Source organism: Devosia sediminis (assembly GCF_016411825.1).
GTDB lineage: Bacteria > Pseudomonadota > Alphaproteobacteria > Rhizobiales > Devosiaceae > Devosia > Devosia sediminis.
The window spans coordinates 87,420-109,721 of the sequence record NZ_JAEKMH010000005.1 but is presented as its reverse complement, the minus strand read 5'-3'; the positions used below and the strand labels follow the sequence as shown (position 1 = coordinate 109,721).

The 22,302-nt window shown below is 63.2% G+C and carries 17 protein-coding genes and 1 pseudogene; 5 read left to right on the top strand and 13 right to left on the bottom strand.

All coding sequences use genetic code 11. The annotated features are described in order from the left end of the window. Window position 1 precedes the first annotated feature (1 nt). The 9 genes from JEQ47_RS18770 to JEQ47_RS18730 all read right to left on the bottom strand — a co-directional run bounded on the left by JEQ47_RS18770 (window position 2) and on the right by JEQ47_RS18730 (window position 11,807). The gene (locus JEQ47_RS18770; RefSeq protein ID WP_198877974.1) at window positions 2-868 is read right to left on the bottom strand and encodes an ABC transporter ATP-binding protein; all 867 of its coding nucleotides are present in this window, start codon (window positions 866-868) and stop codon (window positions 2-4) included. Beyond that, complete coding sequence (locus JEQ47_RS18765) at window positions 865-1,707, bottom strand: ATP-binding cassette domain-containing protein (RefSeq protein ID WP_198877973.1); 843 nt, start codon at window positions 1,705-1,707, stop codon at window positions 865-867. The genes JEQ47_RS18770 and JEQ47_RS18765 overlap by 4 nt, the downstream gene beginning before the upstream one ends. Window positions 1,708-1,709: 2 nt before the next feature. Further along, the gene (locus tag JEQ47_RS18760) at window positions 1,710-2,630 is read right to left on the bottom strand and encodes an ABC transporter permease (protein WP_198877972.1); all 921 of its coding nucleotides are present in this window, start codon (window positions 2,628-2,630) and stop codon (window positions 1,710-1,712) included. Continuing rightward, window positions 2,630-3,553 (bottom strand): ABC transporter permease, encoded by a 924-nt coding sequence (locus JEQ47_RS18755; RefSeq protein WP_198877971.1) that lies wholly within the window; start codon window positions 3,551-3,553, stop codon window positions 2,630-2,632. Before JEQ47_RS18755 ends, JEQ47_RS18760 begins: the two co-directional genes overlap by 1 nt. A 110-nt stretch (window positions 3,554-3,663) precedes the next feature. Further along, entirely contained in the window at window positions 3,664-5,280 is a 1,617-nt protein-coding gene (locus JEQ47_RS18750) for a peptide ABC transporter substrate-binding protein (RefSeq protein ID WP_198877970.1), read from the bottom strand. 308 nt (window positions 5,281-5,588) lie between these two features. Further along, entirely contained in the window at window positions 5,589-5,750 is a 162-nt protein-coding gene (locus JEQ47_RS18745) for a hypothetical protein (protein WP_198877969.1), read from the bottom strand. Beyond that, entirely contained in the window at window positions 5,747-7,033 is a 1,287-nt protein-coding gene (locus JEQ47_RS18740) for an acetyl-CoA C-acetyltransferase (protein WP_198877968.1), read from the bottom strand. The genes JEQ47_RS18745 and JEQ47_RS18740 overlap by 4 nt, the downstream gene beginning before the upstream one ends. Window positions 7,034-7,223: 190 nt before the next feature. After that, window positions 7,224-9,185 carry a 3-hydroxyacyl-CoA dehydrogenase NAD-binding domain-containing protein gene (locus tag JEQ47_RS18735; protein ID WP_198877967.1) on the bottom strand — a complete coding sequence of 654 codons (1,962 nt, stop codon included), beginning with the start codon at window positions 9,183-9,185 and terminating at the stop codon, window positions 7,224-7,226. Between the two features lie 159 nt (window positions 9,186-9,344). Next, window positions 9,345-11,807, bottom strand: a complete 2,463-nt coding sequence (locus tag JEQ47_RS18730; protein ID WP_198877966.1) for an acyl-CoA dehydrogenase — start codon at window positions 11,805-11,807, stop codon at window positions 9,345-9,347. Window positions 11,808-12,195: 388 nt separating this feature from the next. Here JEQ47_RS18730 and JEQ47_RS18725 point away from each other — a divergent pair, with 388 nt between their 5' ends. The 4 genes from JEQ47_RS18725 (at window position 12,196) to JEQ47_RS18710 (ending at window position 14,978) form a co-directional block, all read left to right on the top strand. Then, window positions 12,196-13,911, top strand: a complete 1,716-nt coding sequence (locus tag JEQ47_RS18725) for a long-chain-fatty-acid--CoA ligase (RefSeq protein ID WP_198877965.1) — start codon at window positions 12,196-12,198, stop codon at window positions 13,909-13,911. After that, window positions 13,908-14,303 carry a MerR family transcriptional regulator gene (locus JEQ47_RS18720; RefSeq protein ID WP_198877964.1) on the top strand — a complete coding sequence of 132 codons (396 nt, stop codon included), beginning with the start codon at window positions 13,908-13,910 and terminating at the stop codon, window positions 14,301-14,303. The genes JEQ47_RS18725 and JEQ47_RS18720 overlap by 4 nt, the downstream gene beginning before the upstream one ends. Before the next feature lie 158 nt (window positions 14,304-14,461). After that, complete coding sequence (locus JEQ47_RS18715; RefSeq protein WP_198877963.1) at window positions 14,462-14,716, top strand: type II toxin-antitoxin system Phd/YefM family antitoxin; 255 nt, start codon at window positions 14,462-14,464, stop codon at window positions 14,714-14,716. After that, window positions 14,709-14,978 carry a Txe/YoeB family addiction module toxin gene (locus tag JEQ47_RS18710; RefSeq protein WP_198877962.1) on the top strand — a complete coding sequence of 90 codons (270 nt, stop codon included), beginning with the start codon at window positions 14,709-14,711 and terminating at the stop codon, window positions 14,976-14,978. Before JEQ47_RS18715 ends, JEQ47_RS18710 begins: the two co-directional genes overlap by 8 nt. Window positions 14,979-15,166: 188 nt before the next feature. Here the strand turns inward: JEQ47_RS18710 and JEQ47_RS21225 are convergent. The 3 genes and pseudogenes from JEQ47_RS21225 to JEQ47_RS18695 form a co-directional block, all read right to left on the bottom strand. Beyond that, window positions 15,167-15,259 (bottom strand): annotated as a pseudogene (locus JEQ47_RS21225) (UvrB/UvrC motif-containing protein); the annotation flags it as partial. 197 nt (window positions 15,260-15,456) lie between these two features. Further along, window positions 15,457-17,022, bottom strand: coding sequence for a cisplatin damage response ATP-dependent DNA ligase (locus JEQ47_RS18700; RefSeq protein ID WP_198877960.1), 1,566 nt, complete (start codon window positions 17,020-17,022; stop codon window positions 15,457-15,459). Continuing rightward, on the bottom strand, window positions 17,019-18,023 hold the full coding sequence (locus tag JEQ47_RS18695) for a ligase-associated DNA damage response exonuclease (protein WP_198877959.1): 1,005 nt from the start codon (window positions 18,021-18,023) through the stop codon (window positions 17,019-17,021). The genes JEQ47_RS18700 and JEQ47_RS18695 overlap by 4 nt, the downstream gene beginning before the upstream one ends. Window positions 18,024-18,220: 197 nt before the next feature. Here JEQ47_RS18695 and JEQ47_RS18690 point away from each other — a divergent pair, with 197 nt between their 5' ends. Next, window positions 18,221-19,228, top strand: coding sequence for an alpha/beta hydrolase (locus JEQ47_RS18690; RefSeq protein WP_198877958.1), 1,008 nt, complete (start codon window positions 18,221-18,223; stop codon window positions 19,226-19,228). 110 nt (window positions 19,229-19,338) lie between these two features. Here JEQ47_RS18690 and JEQ47_RS18685 read toward each other — a convergent pair whose 3' ends face one another. After that, a complete protein-coding gene (locus JEQ47_RS18685) occupies window positions 19,339-22,245 on the bottom strand; it encodes an insulinase family protein (RefSeq protein WP_198877957.1) in 2,907 nt (968 codons plus the stop codon). Between the last annotated feature and the right edge of the window lie 57 nt (window positions 22,246-22,302).

The following is a 22,302-nucleotide window of genomic DNA, read 5'->3' as shown; positions in this document are numbered from 1 at the left end:
ACTACGCTGCAGCAGCTGCCTCGCGACGGAGGCGCCGGCGCAGTTCGCGACGACGCATTTCTTCCTTGGGATCGGGCACCGGCACCGAAGCGATGAGCTTCTTGGTGTAGTCGTGCCGGGGCTGCATCACCACCTGCTCGCTCTCGCCGATTTCCACCACTTCGCCGAAATAGAGCACCATGATCCGCTGGGCGATATGGCGCACCACGGCGATGTCGTGGGCGATGAACAGCAGCGAAATGCCGAATTCCTTCTGCAGGTCCATCAGCAGATTGATGACCTGAGCCTGCACCGACACGTCGAGGGCCGACACGGCCTCGTCGCAGACGATGAGCTTGGGCTTGGTGATCAGCGCCCGGGCGATGCCGATGCGCTGGCACTGGCCGCCCGAGAATTCGTGCGGATACTTGTTGATCATGTTGGCCGAGAGGCCGACCTTTTCCATCATCTCGACAACGCGCGCCATGCGCTCGGTCTTGTTGACTTCCGGATAGTGGATCAGCAGCGGCTCGGCGATGATCTGGCCGGCGGTCATGCGCGGATTGAGCGAGGCCAGCGGGTCCTGGAAGACCATCTGGATATCCTTGCGCAGGTTCACCAGTTCCTTGGGGCTCATCTTAAGGATGTCCTTGCCCATCCACAGCGACTCGCCAGATGTGGCCTGGATCAGCTTGATGACGGCGCGCGACAGGGTCGACTTGCCGCAGCCGCTTTCGCCCACGATGCCCAGCGTTTCACCCTGGTGCAGGTCGAAGGACACGTCCTTGACCGCATGCAGGATCTTGTTGCCGCCAAACATCCCGCCAGCCGGAATCTTGAAATCCACCGAGACGTTGCGGACCTGGAGAATGGGTTTCTGCTCGGTCATGCTTCGCCCCGCTGGCTCATGAATTCATAGGAGACGGTCGAAAGGCGTTCGACCGGCTTGTCGAGGCGCGGCACCGCCGCCAGCAGCCCCTGCGTATAGGGATGCGCCGGGCTGGCGAACAGCTCTTCGGTCTTGCGGTATTCCATGACCCGGCCGTCGAACATCACCAGCGTGTCCTCGCAGGTGCCCGCGACGATCCCCAGGTCGTGGGTGATGAGGATGATGGCGGTGCCGAAATCCTCCTGCAGGTCGACCAGGAGATCGATGATGCCGGCCTGCACGGTGACGTCGAGGGCCGTGGTCGGCTCGTCGGCGATCAGTAGTTCCGGCCCGCACAGCAGCGCCATGGCGATCATCACGCGTTGCCGCATGCCGCCCGAAAATTCGTGCGGATACATGTGCACGCGGTTCTTGGCATCGGGAATACGCACTGCATCGAGGAACCGCACGCTTTCGGCCAGGGCGGCACTGCGGGTCATGCCCTTGTGCAGCTCGAGCACTTCCGTCATCTGGCGCGAGATGCGCAGATAGGGGTTCAGCGAGGTCATCGGATCCTGGAAGATGATGCCGATGCGGGCGGCACGATAGGCCCTGAGCTGGCTGAGCGGCAGATTGAGGATCTGCTTGCCGTCGAACATCACCGAGCCCGAGGCCTTGCCGTTCTTGGGCAGGAGGCCGAGGAGCGCGAACGCGCCCTGGGTCTTGCCCGAGCCGCTTTCGCCCACAATGGCCAGGGTCTTGCCCTTTTCCAGCGTATAGGAGAGGTCGCGCACGGCGTTGACCACGCCGTCATTGGTCTGGAAATCGACCTTGAGGTTTTTGACTTCTAGCAATGCCATGATCAGCGGTCCTTGGGGTCGAGGGCGTCGCGCAGGCCGTCACCGATATAGGTGAGGGCGAGCAGCAGCGTGACCAGCACGGCGGCCGGTCCGAGCAGCATCCAGGGCAGCACTTCGGCCACCGGCGCACCGGCGGAGATCAGCGTACCAAGCGACGTCTGCGGTTCCTGGACGCCCAGGCCCAGATAGGAAAGGAAGCTTTCCGCGATGATGATTTCGGGAATGGTGAGCGTGGCGTAGATCACCACGGGACCGGTCAGGTTCGGCACGATGTGCTTGAAGATGATGGTCCACGAGCTCGCGCCGCTGGCACGGGCCGCCTCGACGAATTCCTTCTCCTTGATGGAGAGGGTCTGGCCGCGCACGATACGGGCCATGGTCAGCCATTCGATGGCACCGATGCCCACGAACAGCAGCACCGGATTGCGCCCGAACATCACCATCAGGATGATGACGAAGAGGATGTAGGGCAGCGCATACATGACGTCGACGATGCGCATCATGATCGCGTCCACGCGACCACCGAAATAGCCCGCGATCGCGCCATAGATCACGCCGATCGTCACCGAGACCACCGTGGCGACGAAGGCCACGATGAGGCTCATCTGCGTGCCCTGCAGCACGCGGGCCAGCATGTCGCGCCCATTCTGGTCGGTGCCGAGATAATGCCCGGCCTCGGGATTGGGCGGCTTGCGGATGTTCGACCAGTCGACCTCGGAAAAGCCCCAGGGCAGGAAATAGGGGCCGATAAAGGCGGCGAGGATGATCACAACCACGACGATGATCGAAGCCACCGCGGCCTTGTTGCGCACCAGTCGCCGCGTGGCGTCCTGAGTCAGCGAGCGGCCCTTGACCGGGTCGAGGGTCGCCAGCTTGTTGGCGTAGGTCGTCAGGACCTGATCTTTGCCAGTGATCCCGGGCATCAGCGGTACCTCACCTTGGGATCGAGCCAGGCATAGATGAGGTCAACGATCAGATTGAGAGCAAGAATGATGAACATGTAGAGGATGGTCGTGCCCAGGACGATGCCATAGTCGCGGTTGAGGGCGGCCTGGACGAAGTACTTGCCGATGCCGGGCAGGCCGAAGATCTGCTCGACGGCCAGCGAACCGGTGAGCAGGTAGCTCAGGCCTGGTCCGAGATAGGAGACGACCGGCAGCAGCGCCGGCTTGATGGCGTGGCGGGCCAGCACGATGCGCTCGCTGAGGCCCTTGGAGCGGGCGGTGCGCACATAATTGCTGCCGAGCACTTCGATCATCGAGCCACGCATCAGGCGGCTGATACGGGCCGCATGCGGCCAGGCGAGCACCGTGACGGGCAGCACCAGGTGCCAGAGCGAACCGGTGACCCAGCCGCCGGCCGGCAGCCAGCCCAGGTAAACGCCGAACCAGAGCTGCAGCAGCGCTGCCATCAGGAAGTTGGGCACGACGACGCCCAGCATCACGGCCAGCACGAGCACATAGTCCGGCCACTTGTTCTGGTTCACGGCGGCAACCGCGCCGGCCACGATGCCGATGCTGGTGGCGATGACGAAGGCGAACATTGCCATGGTCAGCGTGAACGGGAAGCCGATGCGGATGAGATCGGACACATTGAAGCCGTCGATCACCATCGAGGGGCCGAGATCGCCCTGCAACAGCCGTCCGACATAGATGAAATACTGAGCGATCAAGGGCTGATCGAGATTGTAATGGGCGCGCAGGTTGGCCAGCACGGTCGGCGGCAGGGCGCGTTCGCCATCAAACGGACCACCCGGCGCCAGGCGCAGGATGAAAAAGCAGATCGTAACGGCGATCAGTGCAATCGGAATGGCCGAAAGCACGCGCCGAAAGGCATAAGCCAGCATGTTTCAAGGACTCCTTGGCCGGTTCGCCAGGTGCGGATCTGCCGCAGGGCGCATGGGCCGCAAAAGAACCGTGGGGGCCGGGGCCCCCACGATCGCATTCGATCTTCCGATTATTCCGACTTCGAGAGCCAGCGGGTGCGGAAGATATTCTTGGCGTTTTCTTCGAAGCCCGAGATCTTGGGCGACACGACGTCCTTGGACACGTACCAGTAGATCGGGATCGCGGCGAACTCGTCCATGGCGATCTTTTCGGCCTGGGCGAGCAGTTCACCACGGGCAACCAGATCGAGTTCGGTCGAGGCCTGGGTCATGAGCGCGTCGAACTCTTCGTTCGAGTAGCGGCCATAGTTGTTGCCCCAGTTCATCGTGCCGTCCTGGTCGACGCCGGTCTTCAGCAGATCGAGCGTGTTGGACGGATCGTTGTAGTCGAGCAGCCAGCCGGCGCGGCCGACAGCGAAGTCACCGGCGCGCAGGGCGTCGTAGTGAACGGCGGTTTCGGCGTTGAACAGTTCGACCTTGACACCGATCGGCTCCCACATGGCGGCGATCGCCACGGCGATACGCTGGTGGTTGTCATTGGTGTTGTAGCGCAGCTGCAGGGTCAGCGGATTGTCCGGGCCGTAGCCGGCTTCGGTCATCAGCGCCTTGGCCTTTTCGACACGCTCTTCATAGGGCGTCTCGGCCCATTCCGGAGCATAGGCGGTTTCGACATAGTTGTTGGTGCCCGGCGGGACCCAGCCATAGGCCGGCAGTTCGCCAGTGCCCAGGATGTCCGGCCCGATAACTTCGCGCACAATGGTGGTCGAGAGCGCTTCGCGGATGCGGACGTCGGAGAGGACTTCGCCCTCTTCCTGGTTCATCACGTAGTAGTAGACGCCCAGGAACGGCACCACATGGGCTTCGCCCGGCAGGTTGTCCTGCAGCCACTGATACTGGTCGGCGGGGAAGTCGGTCAGGATGTCGAATTCACCGGCGCGGTAGCGGTTGAGCGCTGCGGCCTGGTCTTCGAGCACATGGTAGAAGACTTCGTCGATCTGGACATTGGCGGCGTCATAATAGTCCGGGTTCTTTTCCGAACGGACATAGGAGCCCGGCAGCCATTCCTTGATCAGGTAGGGGCCGTTGCCGACGATGTTCTCGACCTTGGTCCAGTCATCGCCCAGCTCTTCCACCAGGTGCTGCGGCACCGGATAGGCAGTGTAGTGGGTCAGAGCGTCGAGGAAGAAGGGGGTCGGCGCCTCGAGGGTGATTTCGAGGGTCTTGTCGTCGATGGCCTTGACGCCCAGCTCGTTGAGATCGGTGATCTCGCCCGAGTTGATGGCGGCGGCGTTCTTGATCGGGAACTGCAGGTAGGCATAGTCGGCCGCAGTTGCCGGGTTGAACAGGCGCTGGAAGGCATAGACGAAGTCGCCGGCGGTGACGGGTTCGCCGTCCGACCACTGGATGCCGTCACGCAGGGTGAAGGTATAGACGGTGCCGTCTTCCGAGATTTCCCAGCTTTCGGCCTGGCCGGCAATGGCTTCAGCCTTGGCGTTTTCAGTCAGAAGACCTTCGATGTAGTCACCGATGACGCGGTTTTCCCAGTCGCCCGAGGCCTTGTGCGGATCGAGGGTACCCGGATCGCCACCATTGTGCAGCTGCAGCGTCACCGCCGAGGCCGCCGTGCTCATCATCAGCGCCATGGCGCCGGCGGTCGCTACCGCTTTGAAGGCTGTGGTGAACTTCATTCTCGTCCCATCTCCTTGTGGAATTCCTGAAAGTCTTTGTGCCGGGCTTGGAGGCACGGCTATTTTGCCCTCGTCGCCGGCAGATACCGGCGCCCAAGATTGCTGGACGGTATTACGCAATTCCGTCTACTGACAAGCAAAAGATTGACCTAAACGTCACCGGGCCGTCCATTGTGGACATCCCCATTTGTCGCCGGTTTAGGGTACGAATTTTTGTATCTGTTCGGTGAAAAGGATTCAAATACTAAGCGGCGCGGCAGTCGCCGCGGCGGTGCGCAAGCTGGTCCTAAATGTTCCGGCCCCGAACACTATGCCGTGCCGCCACCGCGCTGCACAAAAAAGATCACAAGTGCGACGATAAGCAGCCCCAGAAAAGGCGCCCAGTTCGGCAGCGGCCGGCGCGGACGCTGCTTCTTGGGCTCTTCCGGCTTCTTTTCCGGCTTGCGGAATTTGATGACATTGTCGCTCATGCCGCACTTTCTACCAGAGCGGCGACCCCCATGCCACCGGCGGTGCAGACCGAGATCAGCGCCCGCTTGTTGGCCTGACCCGAGAGCAGCTTGGCGGTCAGGCCCAGGATGCGCGCGCCGGTCGCCGCGAAGGGATGGCCATAGGCAAGGCTCGATCCCTTCACATTGATCTTTGCCGGATCGACCTCGCCCAGCACCGAGTCGCGCCCCAGCACGTCCTTGCAGTAGGCCGGGTCCTTCCAGGCCTTGAGCGTACACAGCACTTGCGCCGCGAAAGCCTCGTGCAGTTCGAAATAGTCGATATCGGCAAAGCCAAGCCCGGCCCTCCGCAGCATTTCAGACACGGCAATGGTCGGCGCCATGAGGAGGCCTTCGCCATGGGCAAAGTCATTGCCGGCGACGCGGCCGGTGGTGAGATAGGCAAGAACAGGCAGGCCGCGCGCCCGCGCCCACTCTTCCGATGCCAGCAGCACGCCCGAAGCGCCGTCGGTCAGCGGCGTCGAATTGCCTGCCGTCAGCGTGCCGAGGCCCGAGGTCTTGTCGAAGGCCGGCTTCAGCGTCGCCATCTTTTCCATATTGGCATCGGCGCGCACATTGTTGTCGCGCACAAGCCCCGCGCATTGCACGAGGAGGTCGTCGTGGAAGCCCTCGTCATAGGCCACCGCCGCATTGCGATGGCTGGCCACGGCCAGGGCATCCTGCTCCTGCCGCGTGATGCCCCATTCCTTGGCCATCAGCTCGCAGTGCTGGCCCATGGAAAGACCGGTGCGCGGCTCGTTGACCGAAGGCGCCACCGGCGTCAGTTCGCCGAAGGAAAAGCCCTTGGTGAAGGCCTTCACCTTGTCGCCCGTGGTCTTGGCGGCATTGGCGCCAAGCAACCGATGCTGGAATTTCGGTCCGAAGACGATCGGGCTGTCGCTGACTGAGTCCGATCCGGCAGCGATGCCGCTTTCGATCTGGCCCGAGGCGATCTTGCCGGCCAGCACGAGAGCGGCCTGCAGGCTCGTGCCGCAGGCGATCTGCATGGTCGTGCCCGGCGTGCGCGGCGACAGACCCGCATCGAGCAGCGCCTCGCGGGCAATGTTGAAGTCGCGGGAATGATTGATCACCGCGCCGGCAATCACCTCGTCGACCTTCTCGCCCTTGAGGCCATACTTGTCGGCCACCCCGCCCAGCACGGTGCCGAGCATGGAGAGATTGGTTTCATCCGCATAGGCCGTGCCGCCACGAGCGAAGGGAATACGGGCCGAGCCGACAATGGCAACGCGCTTGAGTTCAGTCATTGATTTGCTCCCGAAGGGGAAATTGATGTTGTGCGCTGATGCTGCCACGCGGCAGCTCCCCTCCCCCTTGAGGGGAGGGGCTGGGGGTGGGGGGCCATCGATGAACCACTCAACCACCCCCACCCTCGTTCCCTCCCCTCAAGGGGGAGGGAGGCGCTGACCGCGAGACTTGTGAACAAGCCCTCCACCATCACGCCCGTCCATCCGCACGCGCCTTCATCGGTCCACCCAGGAATGGCGCGAAGCCCGTCCCCATGATGACACCGATATCGGCCAGTTCGGGCGAAGCGACGACGCCTTCGCCCACCACAACTTCGGTCATGTCGACCAGAGGCTTCACCAGTTCGCGGCCGAGGCCGGCGAGATCGGCATGGGCCGGCGCTTCGCCCTTGATGGCCTTGCCGTTTTCCCACTTGTAGAAGCCTTCGCCGCTCTTGCGGCCGAGCTTGCCCTCGGCAATCAGCCGGGCGAAGCGGCTTTCCGCCGGAACCGAATGTCCTAGCTCGGTTGCCACCGACTTGCCGACATCGAGCCCCACTGTGTCCATCAGTTCGATCGGCCCCATCGGCATGCCGAAGGCTACCGCGGCCGCATCGAGCAGTTCCTTGCTTTCGCCGCGCTCGACCCGCTCCACCGCGCCCAGCATGTAGGGCATCAGCACACGGTTGACGAGGAAGCCCGGCGCCGACTTGACCACGACCGGGGACTTGCCGATGGCCAGCGCGAAGCTTGCCCCCTTGCCGATTTCCTCGTCGGTGTTGAAGCGCGAGCGGATCACCTCCACCAGCGGCAGTTGTGCCACCGGGTTGAAGAAATGGAGGCCGATGAGCCGCGCCGGGTCCTTGAGCGCCTCGGCAATGCGTTCGAGTTCGATCGAGGACGTATTGGTGGCCATGATGGCACCGGGCTTCATCTTGTTTTCGAGACCCGAGAAGATTGCCTGCTTGACCTCGAGCTTTTCGACCACCGCCTCGATGATCACGTCGGCGCGCGACACGCCGGTCCCCTTCGGGTCGGCCGTCAGCCGCAGCATGGCCGCGTCGACCTCGCGCTTCTTCTTGAAGCGCTTGCCGAACAGCTTCTTGGCCCGGTCGAGCGCTGGCTTGATGCGCTCCATGTCGAGGTCCTGCAGCGTCACGCTCATGCCGCGATAGGCGCACCAGGCGGCGATGTCGCCGCCCATGACGCCGGCGCCGATGACATGCACGCGCGAGAACTTCGCGCCCTTGAGGCTCTGCTTCTTGAGCCCTTCGGAAAGAAAGAAGACGCGCCGGAGATTAGTGGCCGTCGGCGAGCCCATCAGCGGCACGAAGGCATCGACCTCGCCGCGGATCATCGCCTTCCAGTCGTCGCCATGTTTTTCGAACAGATCGATCAGCGCATAAGGGGCCGGGAAGTGTTCCTTGCGGGCCTTTTTGCCGGCCTGCTTGCGCATCTGGTTGGCAACGGCCTCGCGCACCAGCGGCAGGGCCATCAGCTTCTTGCTCCAGGACGCCTCGCTGGCCTTGCGCTTCTGGAGGACCGCCTTGCGGCCTTCCCAGCGCAGCATGTCGCGATGGCGCACCAGCTTGTCGACGAGATTGAGCCCGCGCGCCGCGCCGGCCTTGAGCATCTTGCCGGTCAGCATGATCTGCATGGCATCGACCGGTCCCGCCTGGCGGATCGAGCGCCCGGTACCGCCAAAACCCGGGAAGATGCCGAGGTTCACTTCCGGAAAGCCGATGCGGGTCTTGTCGTCATTGACGGCGATCCGGTAGTGGCAGGCCAGCGCCAGCTCGAGCCCGCCACCCAGGCAGAAGCCATGGATGCCGGCAACCACTGGCACTTTCAGCGCCTCGATCCGCGCAAACAGCGCATGCGTGCGCCTGAGCGCCTCCGGCAGCACCGAGAAATCGCTCATCGCGTCGAATTCGGAAACATCGGCGCCGGCGATGAAGCCCGAATCCTTGCCCGAGAGGATCACGACACCCACCAGTTCTCCGGAACTGGCCAGATCCTCGAACCGCGCCACCAGCGTTTCGAGCTCCATGATGGCTTCACGGCTCAGCGTATTCACCGATGCGCCGGGCGTATTGATGGTCAGCCAGCCGATCTTTTCGAGATCGGTGTGGAAGCTCCAGTGTTTCGTCTCGGTTGCCTGTGGGGCGATCATCTTTGCTCCTCTTCCGGAGTTGAGCGCATCATCCGCCCCACTCCACCGCGCGTCACCCTCGGGCTTGACCCGAGGGCTCTGCACTTTTCAATTCCTCCGCCCAGTTCAGTCCCCTCGGGTCAAGCCCGAGGGTGACGACCTGGGTTGTGGCGGGCCCCCCTATTCCGCCGCCTGCGTCACCGTCGGCTTCAGCACGTCCATGGCGAAATCGTCGACATGCACGGCCCGGTCGGTCGCCTCGTCGGCGGCGCGCATGATGCCCGCCTCGTTGTCGTTGAGCACACCCGCTGCCACCGCATCGGCGATGGCGTCGCGGTCGAGCCGGCGCTCGAAGACACCCTTGCGCGATGCCTTGACGAACTTGGCCTCGATCTCCTCGGCCTCGGTCACCTTGATGAACGCATCTTCCAGAACGCCCGTGACGTCATTGGGGTCCATCGAAACATAAACGCCCGTGGTGAGGCGGTCGCGGAAGGCGCCCGGGCGCAGCACCGAGCGCACGAAGCGGTAGTTGACGCGATCCGAGGCGGGCTTGGCGTGGCGCCCCAGCGGGAAGCACAGCACGCGCATGGCCGTGGCAAAGACCGGGTTGGGGAAATTGGCGAAGACTTCGTCGAAGGTCGCTTCCAGCGAGGCGATGCGGTCGGCCATGATGGCCTCGACCAGTTCCTTGTCCTCGGGGATCGAGCCCTCCTCCTCGAAGCGCTTGAGTGTCGCCGACATCAGGTAGAGGTCGCCCAAGAGGTCCGCCATGCGGCCCGAGAGTTTCTGCTTGCGCTTCAGCGCCCCGCCCAGCACCACCGTAGTCCAGTCGGCCACGAGGGCGAAATCCTGCGAGTAGCGATGGAGGCGCCGGTACCACTTGGCCATCGCCCCCTGATTAGGCGAAGAGGCGAAGGCGCCATTGGAAAGGCCATGGAGGAAACTCGCCACGATATTGCGCAGCATGAACTTGGTATGGCCGCCAAAAGCCGAGTCGAAGGCATCGAGGCCCGCCTTCTTGTCCTTGTTCTGCGCCGCCTGGATTTCCTTGAGCAGATAGGGATGCGCGCGCAACACGCCCTGGGCAAAGGTCATCAGCGTGCGGGTGAGGATATTGGCACCCTCCACCGTGATCGCCACGGGCATGGACTGGTAGGCGCCGAACAGGTAATTGCCCGGCCCGTCCTGGATGGCGCGGCCACCTTGGATATCGAAGGCGTCGTCCATGCTGTCGCGCATGGCTTCGGTCGTGGTGTACTTGAGGAGGCCCGCAATCACCGCCGGGCGCTGGCCCTCGTCCACCATCGAGGCGGTGAGGCGGCGGGTCGCTTCATACATATAGGCGCGCTTGACCATTTCGCCGAGCGGCTCGGCCACGCCTTCCATGATGCCCACGGGAATGCCGAACTGCCGGCGCACTCGCGCATAGGCCGAGGTGGCGCGCAGCGTCTGCTTGATCGAGGTGGTGCCGATGGCGGGCAGCGAAATGGCGCGGCCGGTCGAGAGACATTCCATCAGCATGCGCCAGCCCTGGCCGGCATACTCGGTGCCGCCGATCAGGAAATCCATGGGGATGAACATGTCCTTGCCGCGCACCGGGCCGTTCATGAAGGCCTGCCGTGCCGGATAATGGCGGCGGCCGATATCGAGGCCCGGATGGTCATGCGGGATCAGCGCCAGCGTGATGCCGATTTCCGGCCCGCGGCCGAGCAGATTGTCCGGATCCTTGAGAATGAAAGCGAGGCCGACCAGAGTCGCGATCGGCGCGAGGGTAATGTAGCGCTTGTCGAAGCTGAGGCTGACGCCCAGCACTTCCTGGCCGTTATAGATGCCCTTCTTGACCACGCCGATATCGCGCATGCCGCCGGCATCCGAGCCCGAATGCACCCCGGTCAGCGCAAAGCACGGCACGTCCTGGCCATTGGCCAGGCGATGGAGATATTTGTCCTTCTGCGCCGGCGTACCATATTTTTCCAGAAGCTCGCCCGGCCCCAGCGAGTTGGGCACCATGACGGTGATGCCGGCGGCCACCGAGCGGCTGGCGATCTTGGACACGATCATCGACTGCGCCTGGGCCGAAAAGCCGAGGCCGCCATGCTCCTTGCCGATCAGCATGCCCAGAAAGCCCTTGGACTTCAGGAACTGCCAGAGTTCGGGGCTGAGGTCGGCGCGGTTGTGGCGGATATCCCAGTCGTCGATGATCCGCGCCGCTTCGGTCGCCGGACCATCGAGGAAGGCCTGTTCCTCGGCCGTCAGGGTCAGCGGGCGGATCTTTGTCAGCTTGTCCCAATCGGGGCGACCGGAAAACAGCTCGGCATCCCAGCCCACCGTGCCGGCATCCAGCGCTTCCTGTTCGGTTCGGCTGACCTTGGGGAGGATGGACTTGACCGCGCCATAGACCGGCGTGGTCAGGGCCACCATGCGGATCGGCTTGATCGAGAGGATCAGGAGGAGAATGCCGAAAACGATCAGCACCCAGGAGAACCAGCCCAGCGCGTAGGCGGCACCGGTGGCGGTGAAGTCCAGACCGGACAGAAGCCCGATGGCCACGAAGGCCGCGCCCCACTGCCAGATCGGGCTTTCCCGCATGGCCAGCGTTGCGAAGACGACAAGACTGATCGCGATCAGCAAAAGGGTCATGCCCCTATCCTCCTAGGACAGGATCGACCCGCAAGACTTGGGACGATGCCCGCCATTCCTCAAATGCCGGACCGGTTGCCGACGAGAGAATCGGCCCGGCCTTCCCCATGCTTGCCCGCACCATAGCGCGAGGGCTCGGGATATGTAGAGGTCAGTTTACCGAAGTTTACGTATACGTCAACTAGAGCCCCTTTGCGTCCACAATGCGGAATGAGCAGATCGGGTTGCGGCGCCATCGGCAGCAAATTGACGCTAACGTAAGGTCATGACATATTTTCGCGTGGTACCGGAACGTCAGGACGCTTCAAGCGTCGGTCCCCTGAAGGACCCGCCGATACCGATCGAGGGGAATACCCACCTGCCCCAGAGGCACTTGGAGGAGAACAGCATGGACACGCCTGCCGCCAGCAATGAAGGCCTTCGCCCGTGGATCGCCAGCTACCCCGACGGCATCGTCTGGGACGACGTGATCGATACCACGCCCGTGCATGAACAGGTGCTGGCCGCCTGCGCCAAGAACCCCGGCGCCGTTGCCCTCGACTTTCTGGGCGGCACCACCAGCTTCGGCGAATTGGCCGAAAGCATCGTCGCCTTTGCCGGCGCGCTGCAATCGCAGTTCGGTGTCACCAAGGGCACCCGTGTCGCGCTGATGCTGCCCAATACACCCTTCTATCCCATCGCCTATTACGGCGTGCTCCGGGCCGGCGGCACGGTGGTCAATTGCAACCCGCTCTATACTGTGGCCGAGCTCGGGCACATCACCGCCAATGCCGGCGCCGACATCATGGTGACGCTCGATCTCCAGCAGATCTTTGAAAAGGGCGAGGCCCTGCTCAAGGCCGGCCACGTCAAGAAGCTGATCGTGGCGCATTTCCCCAATGCCCTGCCGCTGGTCAAGAAGATCCTGTTCTCGGTGGCCAAGCGCAAGGACCTGGCCAAGGTAAGCCAGTCGCCTCATGCCGGGGTCATCACTAGTTTCGAGGACCTGCTCGCCCGCAAGGATTCTCCTTCGCCGGTGACCGTCGATCCCTCCAAGGACATCGCCGTCCAGCAATATACCGGCGGCACGACGGGCATTCCCAAGGGTGCGCTGCTGACCCACGCCAATATCTCGGCCAATATGAGCCAGATCGACAAATGGGGTGACGGCCTGTTCCTGCCGCGCTCCACCGTCGTGGCCGTGCTGCCCTTCTTCCACATCTTCGCCATGACCGTTTGCATGAACGTGCCGCTCAGCAACGGCACGCGCGTTGTCATGCTGCCGCGCTTCGAACTCAAGGCTCTGCTGAACCTCCTCACGCGCACCAAAGCCAATGTGCTTCCCGCCGTTCCGACCCTGCTCAACGCCATTGCCCGCGCCGACACCGCAACGGCCGAACAGCTTTCGAGCCTCGAGGTCGCCATTTCCGGCGGCGCTGCCCTGCCCGACGAAGTCCGCAGCGCCTTCGCCAAGAAATCCAAGGCCCTGCTCGCCGAAGGCTACGGCCTTACCGAAGCCTCGCCCGTGGTCTGCTGCGCGGCTCTGCGCAAGGCCTCCAAGCCCATGTCGATCGGCCTGCCGCTGCCCGGCACCGACATCCGCTTCGTCGACGTGGATTCGGGCAAGGTCGTGGGCGTCGGCGAGAATGGCGAGCTGCAGGTCAAGGGTCCCCAGGTCATGGCCGGCTATTACGAGAACGCCGAAGCCAGCCAGGATGCCTTCATGGATGGCTGGCTGCGCACCGGCGATGTCGGCCACATGGATGAAGACGGCTACGTCTTCCTCGTTGATCGCATCAAGGATCTCATCATCTGCTCGGGCTTCAACGTCTATCCGCGCACCATCGAGGAAGCGACGATGACCCACGAGGCCGTCGAGGAGGTCAACGTCATCGGCGTGCCGGACGAATATCGCGGCGAGGCCCCGGTGGCCTTCGTCAAGCTCAAGGCGGGCCAATCGGTGACCGAGGCCGACCTCAAGACCTTCCTTGCCGGCAAGCTCAACAAGATCGAGATGCCCAAGGAAATCATCTTCAAGGATGCGCTGCCCAAGACCCTGATCGGCAAGCTCTCCAAGAAGGAACTGCGCGAGGAATACGCGCAAACAAAAGGCAGGAAGTCGTGACCCGTCCCGACGCGGAAAACCAGGACCTGTTTTCGATTGCCGACCTCGCCAGCGAGTTCGGCATATCGACCCGGGCCATCCGCTTCTATGAATCCAAGGGCCTGCTCTCCCCCGAGCGGGTCGGCGCCACCCGCATCTTCAGGAAGCGTGACCGCGCGCGGCTGATCCTCATCCTGCGCGGCAAGCGCCTGGGTTTCACCCTGCGCGACATTTCGGACTATCTCAGCCTCTACGACGCCGACCGCGCCCAGCAGGTCAACCTCCTCGCCGGCAAGGTCGACGAGCGCCTCGCCCTCCTCGAACGCCAACGCAACGACCTCGAAACCACCATAAACGAACTGCGCGACATCAAGCAGCTCGCCGAACAAAGGCTCACCAAGAAGGCGGGGTAGTCACCTCTCCCTCTCGGGGAGAGGTCGGCGCGCAGCGCCGGGTGAGGGGGCCTTCATCACCACCCTGCTCGACCGGGTGAACCATCTCACAGCGCGCAGAAGCGGTCTCCTTGAATTTTTGTACGTAATTTCGTACCTTAATTTCAAGGAGACCCTCAATGCGCGCCAAGTCCATTTCTGACTTCCGTAAGAATATCGCAGCCGACATCGACGCAGCGGTTGAGGACCATGTGCCTCTGATCATTACGCGCCCCGGCGGCAAGGACGCTGCCGTTGTCATGTCGCTCGAGGATTTCAATGCCTGGCAAGAAACGGCATATCTGCTCAGTAGCCCTGCCAATGCCGAAAGGCTTCGGCGATCGATAGCCGACCTGGATGCGGGCAAGGGTGTGGAGAGAAAGCTGATTGAGTAGGCGCGTCACATTTTCGGACGACGCCTGGCAGGACTATCTTTTCTGGCAGGAAAGCGACCGCAAGGTCCTGCGCAAGATCAATGCGTTGATCAAAGAGTGCCAACGCACTCCTGAGTCGGGGTCCGGACGGCCTGAACTGCTGCGATACGAATATGCAGGTTGGTGGTCGAGAAGGATCGACGAAGAGCACCGCCTGGTCTATCGGGCGGACGAACACTCCCTCGAAATAGCGCAATGTCGCTATCACTACCGGAAAGGCTAGCGTCCGCCTCTGGGCTTGTGGTTCTTCGTTAGCGTTGGCGGCTTTTTTGGCTTCACCCACCCCTTGGGCGGCTGCCGGAGCGGCGCGTTGGAGCCGAGCCCGATCTGCCCCGGCGGCGCCTGCCCCACCACCACCTTCACTGTCTCCCCGTCTTCGCCGACGACCTCGGTCGCGTCGCCATACTCGCCCCTGAGCCGCGCAATCTCATCGCGCAGCGCCGCCGCCTTCTCGAAATCGAAATCGGCCGCCGCCGCGTCCATCTGCTTTTCCAGCGCTACCAGCCGCTGGTGATTGCTTCGCGATGACATATTGCCTCCGATCTTCACACTCACACGATGTCACCCCGGCGAAAGCCGGGGCCCATCTTGAGGTTGCCTGTTCATCGTCATCACCGGCTTGTCCCGGTGATCCACCTGTCGCCGTCAAAGAAAGGGTGGATTGCCCGGACAAGCCGGGCAATGACGAAAGATGAGTGAGCCTACCCCACAAACGCATCCATATCCTCGAGCCGCGCCGCCTCGTTGGCCGGCTTGTCCCAGCGGATCCGGTTGATCCGCGGAAACCTGAGCGCCACGCCCGACTTGTGCCGTCCGCTTTTTTGCGCCGAGTCGAAGGCCACCTCGAACACCAGTTCCTTCTTCACCTCGCGCACCGGCCCGAAGGCCTGGATGGTATTGGCGCGGATCCAGCGGTCGAGCTGTTTCAGCTCCTCGTCGGTAAAGCCGAAATAGGCCTTGCCGATGGGCACGATCTCGTTGCCCTTCCACACGCCGAACGTATAGTCCGAATAGAAGGACGAACGCTTGCCGTGCCCGCGCTGCGCATACATCAGCACCGCATCGACCACATTCGGGTCGCGCTTCCATTTGAACCAGAAGCCTTTCGGCCGCCCCGGCACATAAGGCGCGGTCCGCAGCTTGATCATCACCCCTTCATGGCCATGCTCGTCGGCGCCCATGCGCCGCAGCCGACCGAGATCGTCCCAGTCGCCGAAGCTCAGCACTTCGGACAGGTCGAGCCGCGTCTGCGGATTCTTGGCAAACCATTTTTCGAGCCGCTCGCGCCTGCCCTCCCAGCCAAGCGCGCGGATATCCTCGTCACCATCGAACAGCATGTCATAGACCCGCACAAAGGCCGGCAGCTCCGCCATCTGCTTGCCCTGGGCGACCTTGCGGTTGAGCCGCTGCTGGAGGTCATTGAAGCTCTTCGCCTCGAAATCGTGCCCCACCAGCAGCTCGCCATCGAGCACCGCGCGGCCCATGGCCGCCTCGACCACATCGGGAAAGCTCGCAGCAATATCGTCGCCGGTACGCGAGAACAGCGAGGCGCCATCCTTGCCCAGCACCAGTTGCACGCGGATACCATCCCATTTCCACTCGGCGGAAAAATCGCGCGGGTCGAGCTTGGCAAAATCGCCCTCCTCGATCGGATTGGACAGCATCAGTGGGTGGAAGCGCGCCGTATGGTCGATGTCGGGCCGCGCCGCCCTGCCTTCGAGCCAGGCGAACAGTTCGCCATAAGGCGGCTTGAGCCCATGCCAGACTTCCTCGATCTCCTGCACGTCGACGCCGCTCATTTCGCTCAGCGCCGTCTTGGCGAGGCGCGCCGAAACGCCGATGCGCAGCGCCCCGGTGGCGAGCTTCACCAACGCCCAACGTTCGTGGATCGCCGCCTGGGTCAGCATGCCGCCGATCACTCTTGGCAGCTCGGCCTTACTGGTCCGGTTGAGAATGTCGACCACCTCGCTGAGGCGCGGCAGTTCACCCTCTCCATGATGGGGCCAGATCAGCGCAATGGTTTCCCCCAGGTCCCCGACATAGTCGTAGCTCAACGCAAACAGCGTCGCGTCCACCTCCGCCAGCACCGTGTCCCGCAACAGCGCCGGCTTGACGTTGCGAATATCCATTTCCCCGGTCAGCGCCGCCAGCGCCAGCCCGCGGTCGGGATCCGGCACCTCGGCAAAATACTGCGCCAGCGCCGCGATCTTGCGCGTCCGCGACGGGGTCAGCGCAAGGAGTTCGAGCAGATCGGCGAAACGCTTCATTCCCCACCCTCCCCGCCATCGTCATCCAGCCCCGGCAGCGCCAGCGGCTCGGCCTCCAGCCCCTGCTGCCGGCACCAATAGACCAGCGCATCCTCGCGCCCATGCGTCACCCAGATGGTCCCTGCCCCGCTTTCCAGCACCGACTGATTGAGCTCGCGCCAGTCGCAGTGGTCCGAAATCACCAGCGGCAGTTCCACCAGAGCCTGCCGCGCCCGCTGCTTGATGCTCATCCAGCCCGAGGCCTGGCACACGACGGGGTCGGGAAAGCGCCGGCTCCAGCGATCGCGGATCGCCGAAGGCGGCGCAATGACGATCTGCCCCGCCATGGCGGCCTTCGGCATGCCCGTCGCCGGCAGCAGTTCGCCTAAGGGAACGCCCAGCTCTTGGTAAAGCTCACAAAGCCGGATCATGGCGCCATGAAGGTAAATCGGCTTGTCCCAGCCGGCATCGCGCAACAGCGCGATCACCCGCTGCGCCTTGCCCAGGGCATAGGATCCGACGAGGTGACAGCGCTCGGGCTGGTCGGCCACCGATTTGAGGAGGCGCGCAATCTCGTCCTTGGGATCGGGATGCTGGAACACTGGCAGCCCGAACGTTGCCTCGGTGACCATCAGGTCACAATCGACCTTTTCATACGCCTCCGAGGTCCGGTCCGGCAGGCGCTTGTAGTCGCCGGTCACCAGCGCCCTTTGCCCCTGCGCTTCGATCAGCACCTGCGCCGATCCCAAGATATGCCCGGCCGGATGGAGGCTCACCACCGCATTGTCCATCACCAGCCGCTCGCCCAGCGGCAGGCTCTGAAACTGCCCGGCGCAATCCTCGCCATAGCGCACCTTCATGATGGCAATGGTTTCCGGCGTCGCCAGCACCGCCCCATGCCCCGAGCGGGCATGGTCGGCATGACCATGGGTGATGATGGCGCGTGGCCTGGGCGTCGACGGGTCGATCCAGGCGTCGATGGCAGGCACATAGAGATCGCGGTTGAGGATGGGCTGTACCATGTTGCGCACAACGACTCTGGAAGAAGTCCGGTTCACCCGACATTAGAGGGGCTCGGTGTCATCCCATGTCACCAGCCCCTCAATTCCTCTCCCCATCGGGGAGTGGTGGCCCGGCGCAGCCGGGTCGGTGAGGGGGAGGCCAAGGCTTGCATCAGCGGCTGTGTCTCCTAAAAGAAGACCAACCCGAGGAGCCCCCCATGCGCAAGACCACCCACCCCGCCGGCACCGTCCATCGCCTCACCATCGATAGCCAAGCCCTCAAGGGCAACCTGCTCGGTGACCCAACTACGCGCATCGTCGACGTCTATGTGCCCCATGGCCACGACGGCAAAAACCTGCCCCTGCTCGTCGATCTCGTCGGCTACACCGCCGGCGGCCCCGCCCACACCGCCTGGAAGAGCTTTACCGAGAACGTTCCCGAGCGCCTCGATCGGCTGATCGGCGAGGGCAAGATGGCCCCGGTCGTCGTCGCTTTCCCCGACTGCTTTTCCCGCCTCGGTGGCAATCAATATGTGAACTCGCCCGTTCTCGGGAACTACGAGGATTTCCTCATCGCCGAGGTCCTGACCGCTGTGGAACAGAAATTCTCCTGTGGCGGCTCCGGCCGGCGCGGCGTTTTCGGCAAATCCTCGGGCGGCTTCGGCGCCCTGGTCCATGCCATGCGCCATCCCGATGTCTGGGCCGCCGCCGCCAGCCATTCGGGCGATGCCGGCTTTGAAAACCTCTATCTCGGCGGCTTTCCCGACGTGCTGCGCGCCCTCGCCAAGCAAGACAGTTCCATCGAAAAATGGATGGCCGCCTTCGAAGCCAAGCCCAAGCTCGACGGCAAGGACACCCATATCCTGATGTTCCTCTGCCAGGCCGCCAGCTTCGATCCCGCGCCCGGAGAATTTCTCGGCCTCCGCCTGCCGGTCACGCTCGACACCTGTGAAATCATCGAGGACCGCTGGGCCAATTGGCTCAAATGGGACCCGGCGCAGATGGCCAAGACCCAGGCCGGCAGCATCAGCAAATTGAAGGGCTTCTTCCTCGATTGCGGCACCGAGGACCAATACGAAATCCTCTACGGCACCCGCCGCATCCACCGCGAGCTCGAGCGCCAGGGCATCAGCCACCGCTACGAGGAATTTCCAGACAACCATTCCGGCGTCGACTACCGCATGGATGTCAGCCTGCCCTATTTGGCGGAAATTTTGAGCAACTAGTTCGATCACCCATGGATGTCACCCCGGCGAAAGCCGGGGCCCATCCTGAGATTTCAAGATGGATCCCGGCTTTCGCCGGGATGACAGCCGGTGGTGAGAAGAATACCGCCTCAAGCCACCTTGCTCACATCGAGCAGTCCCGGGCGCTTTTCATTGGCGGCATTGATCGCCGCTTCTCCGCCCAGCACCACGACATGGCCCTTTTCGGCCACAAGGTCGATGGCGTCGGCAAGAGCCAGAAAATCGGCCCGGCTGGTGCCGAGGATTTCGTCGCGCCGCTGCTGGCGCAACTCGTCGCTCGTGCCGTTGAGAATGCGCCACATCGCCGAATAGCCCTTGGCATCGGGGAATTCTGGCCGGTCGAGATCGCCGACCACCCCAATTACCGAGCGCACGAGGTCGGTGTCGCCGATTTCCGCCCGCAGCGCCTTGGCAGCGCCGTCATAGGCGTCGAGCGTTTTGAGCAGGTTCGGATCGCGATAGGACAGGAAGGCAAAATTGCCCGAACTGAGGTCGAACCGGCTCGATCCGCCATAGGCGCCGCCCTGCACTCGCACCTTGTCCCAGAGATAGGTGGTGTTGAGCAGCCGTAGCGCCACTGCCGAGGCCGCGCTGAGCTGGAGGCCCAGCGCCTTGAGGTTCGCGCCCTTGCCCACATAATTGACCTGCGCCGGGATCACGAGGCCCTCGTTCTTGGGCGTCAGGCTGTGGGTCCAGTCAGCATCGGCATGCTTGGCGTCCGGCAGCCGGTCGACAAAGCCTTCCAGCGCCGTCCGCGCTTCGCTCCAGAGGCTGCCATCCGCCGTCAGATTGATGACCATGCGGTCGCGGTTGAACAGCAGGTCGCGGATGCGCTTGAGCGCTGCCTCGACCCCGGCCCAGTCCGTATCCACGCGCTTGACCAGATCCTTGAGGAAGCCGAGATAGCTGACGCCACTCATCGCTTCGGAAATCCAGCCCGCTTCCGTCAGGCCGGCCTTGATGCGGGTATCGGCAAAGGCATTGCCGGCCGGCACCAGCCGCGCCTCGAAGCCGGCCTTTTCCTCCAGCGCCATCTGCCGGAAACGGTCCTTGTTGGACAATTGCGCATCGAGCAGCACATCCCCGAGAATATCGAGCATCGCGCCGAACTTGTCGGGCACCGACTTGCCTGAAAGGAAGAACCAGGCTGCCGTGCCCTGGCCATCCTGCCGGGTGGCGAGGCCCCGATGCTGCGCGACCCCGCCGGTGGTCCGGCCGATGCGCTGCGTCAGCGATACGAAATCTTCCGTGCTCGTCCCGGTCTGCAGCAGCGCCCGCCCGAACAGCGGCAGGTAGGGCAAAAGGTTCTTGTCCACCGCGTGGAGATCGAACCCCACGTCGAGGTAGAGAATGCCCAGTGTCGGCAGGTCGTGGTAAAGCGTCCGCGCCCCCGCGATCCGGCTCTCCTCGGTGGGCACGGTGCGGATGTCGCGGTCGAGATCGTCCAGCGTCAGCGTCGGAATCTTGGCCAGGTCTTCCGGCCGGTCGACGCTTTCCTGCAACGCCTTGAGGCGCTCGGTGCGCTCCAGCACTGCCTCAAGGTCCGCCGCGTCGAGCCCGTCCCGCACTGTGGCGAGCCGGTCCGCCTCGGCCTTGGCCTCGCGCGCACCCTGCTCGGGATCCGCTTCGATCTTCGAGGTCAGGCGATGCGAATTGTCGAGGAAGAGACGCCGGATTTCGCTTTCGAAATGCCCCTTCGCCGCCTTGTCCTTGAGGCTTTGCAGGGCCTCTTCAAAGGCCAGCGGCGCCAGGGGATCGCCGCCATGCAGCCAGCCGCCGAGCGCGGTGAACATGTAGGTCATGCCGCGCGGCGTGCCGCCGGTATTCTGCTCGCGCAGGTTGAATTCGAACGTATTGATCGCGGCGGCTCGCTGCTCCTCGGAAAAGCCGGTCTCGGCGATGTCCTTGAGCGCATCGAGCACCAGCGCCTCGACCTTTTCGGCATTCGCGGGATCGACGCCCTTGAGCCCGAACCCACCCATGGGCTGCCTCAGATGGGTGGAAATCCCACCGCCGATCATGCCCTCGCCCAGCCCGCTTTCGGTGAGCCGCTTGCGCAGGGGCGCGGCGGCATTGCCCGCCAGAAGGTAGCTCAAAAGGCCAAAGCTCAGCGTCTCCTCGCGCGTCTCGGGCGGGTCGATCAGCCAGTTTACCGAGACCATGCCATCGCGGCGCTTCTCAGGATCGACCGTACCGGCATAGGTGCCGCTGACCTGGCGCGGCGCGTTCCAGCGCGGTTGCAGCGCCACATCCGACTTAGGGTCGATGCGATCGAACTGGCTGAAATAGCTGTCGAGAATGTCGAGGCGCTTCTCCGGCGCGTCATCGCCCGAAAACACCACGCGCGCATTGGACGGGTGGTAAAAGGTTTCGTGGAAGCGCTTGAACTGCTGGTAGGTGAGGTCAGGAATGACTTTTGGATCACCACCCGAACTCTTGCCATAGGTGGTGTCGGGATAAAGCGCCGTCTGCGTCTGGGTATGCATCACCGAGTCGGGCGAGGAATAGACGCCCTTCATCTCGTTGAACACCACGCCCTTGTAGACCAGCGGCGCATCAAGGCTTTCGAGCTCGTAATGCCAGCCTTCTTGGCTGAACGTGTCCTCCGATATCAGCGGAAACAGCACCGCATCCAGGTACACATCCACAAGGTTGTAAAAATCCTTGAGGTTCTGGCTGGCCACCGGATAGGCGGTTTTATCGGGATAGGTCATGGCGTTGAGGAAGGTGTGCATCGAACCCTTCAACAGCTCCACGAAGGGCTTTTTCACCGGATACTTCCGGCTGCCGCACAGCACCGAATGCTCAAGGATATGCGCGATGCCGGTCGAGTCTTCCGGCGGCGTCTTGAAGGTAATTCCGAAGACCTTGTTCTCGTCCGCATTGACGAGGCTCAACACCTCCGCCCCGGTCTTTTTGTGCCGATAGAGCAGCGCCTGCGAATTGATCTCGGCAATGGTCTCGTCGCGGACAAGCTCGAACGCAGGGTGGGACATTGTTGGCACTCTTCTTTTCTTTGGCCGCCTAACCTAGGTGCGGCAGGGCCCAACCGC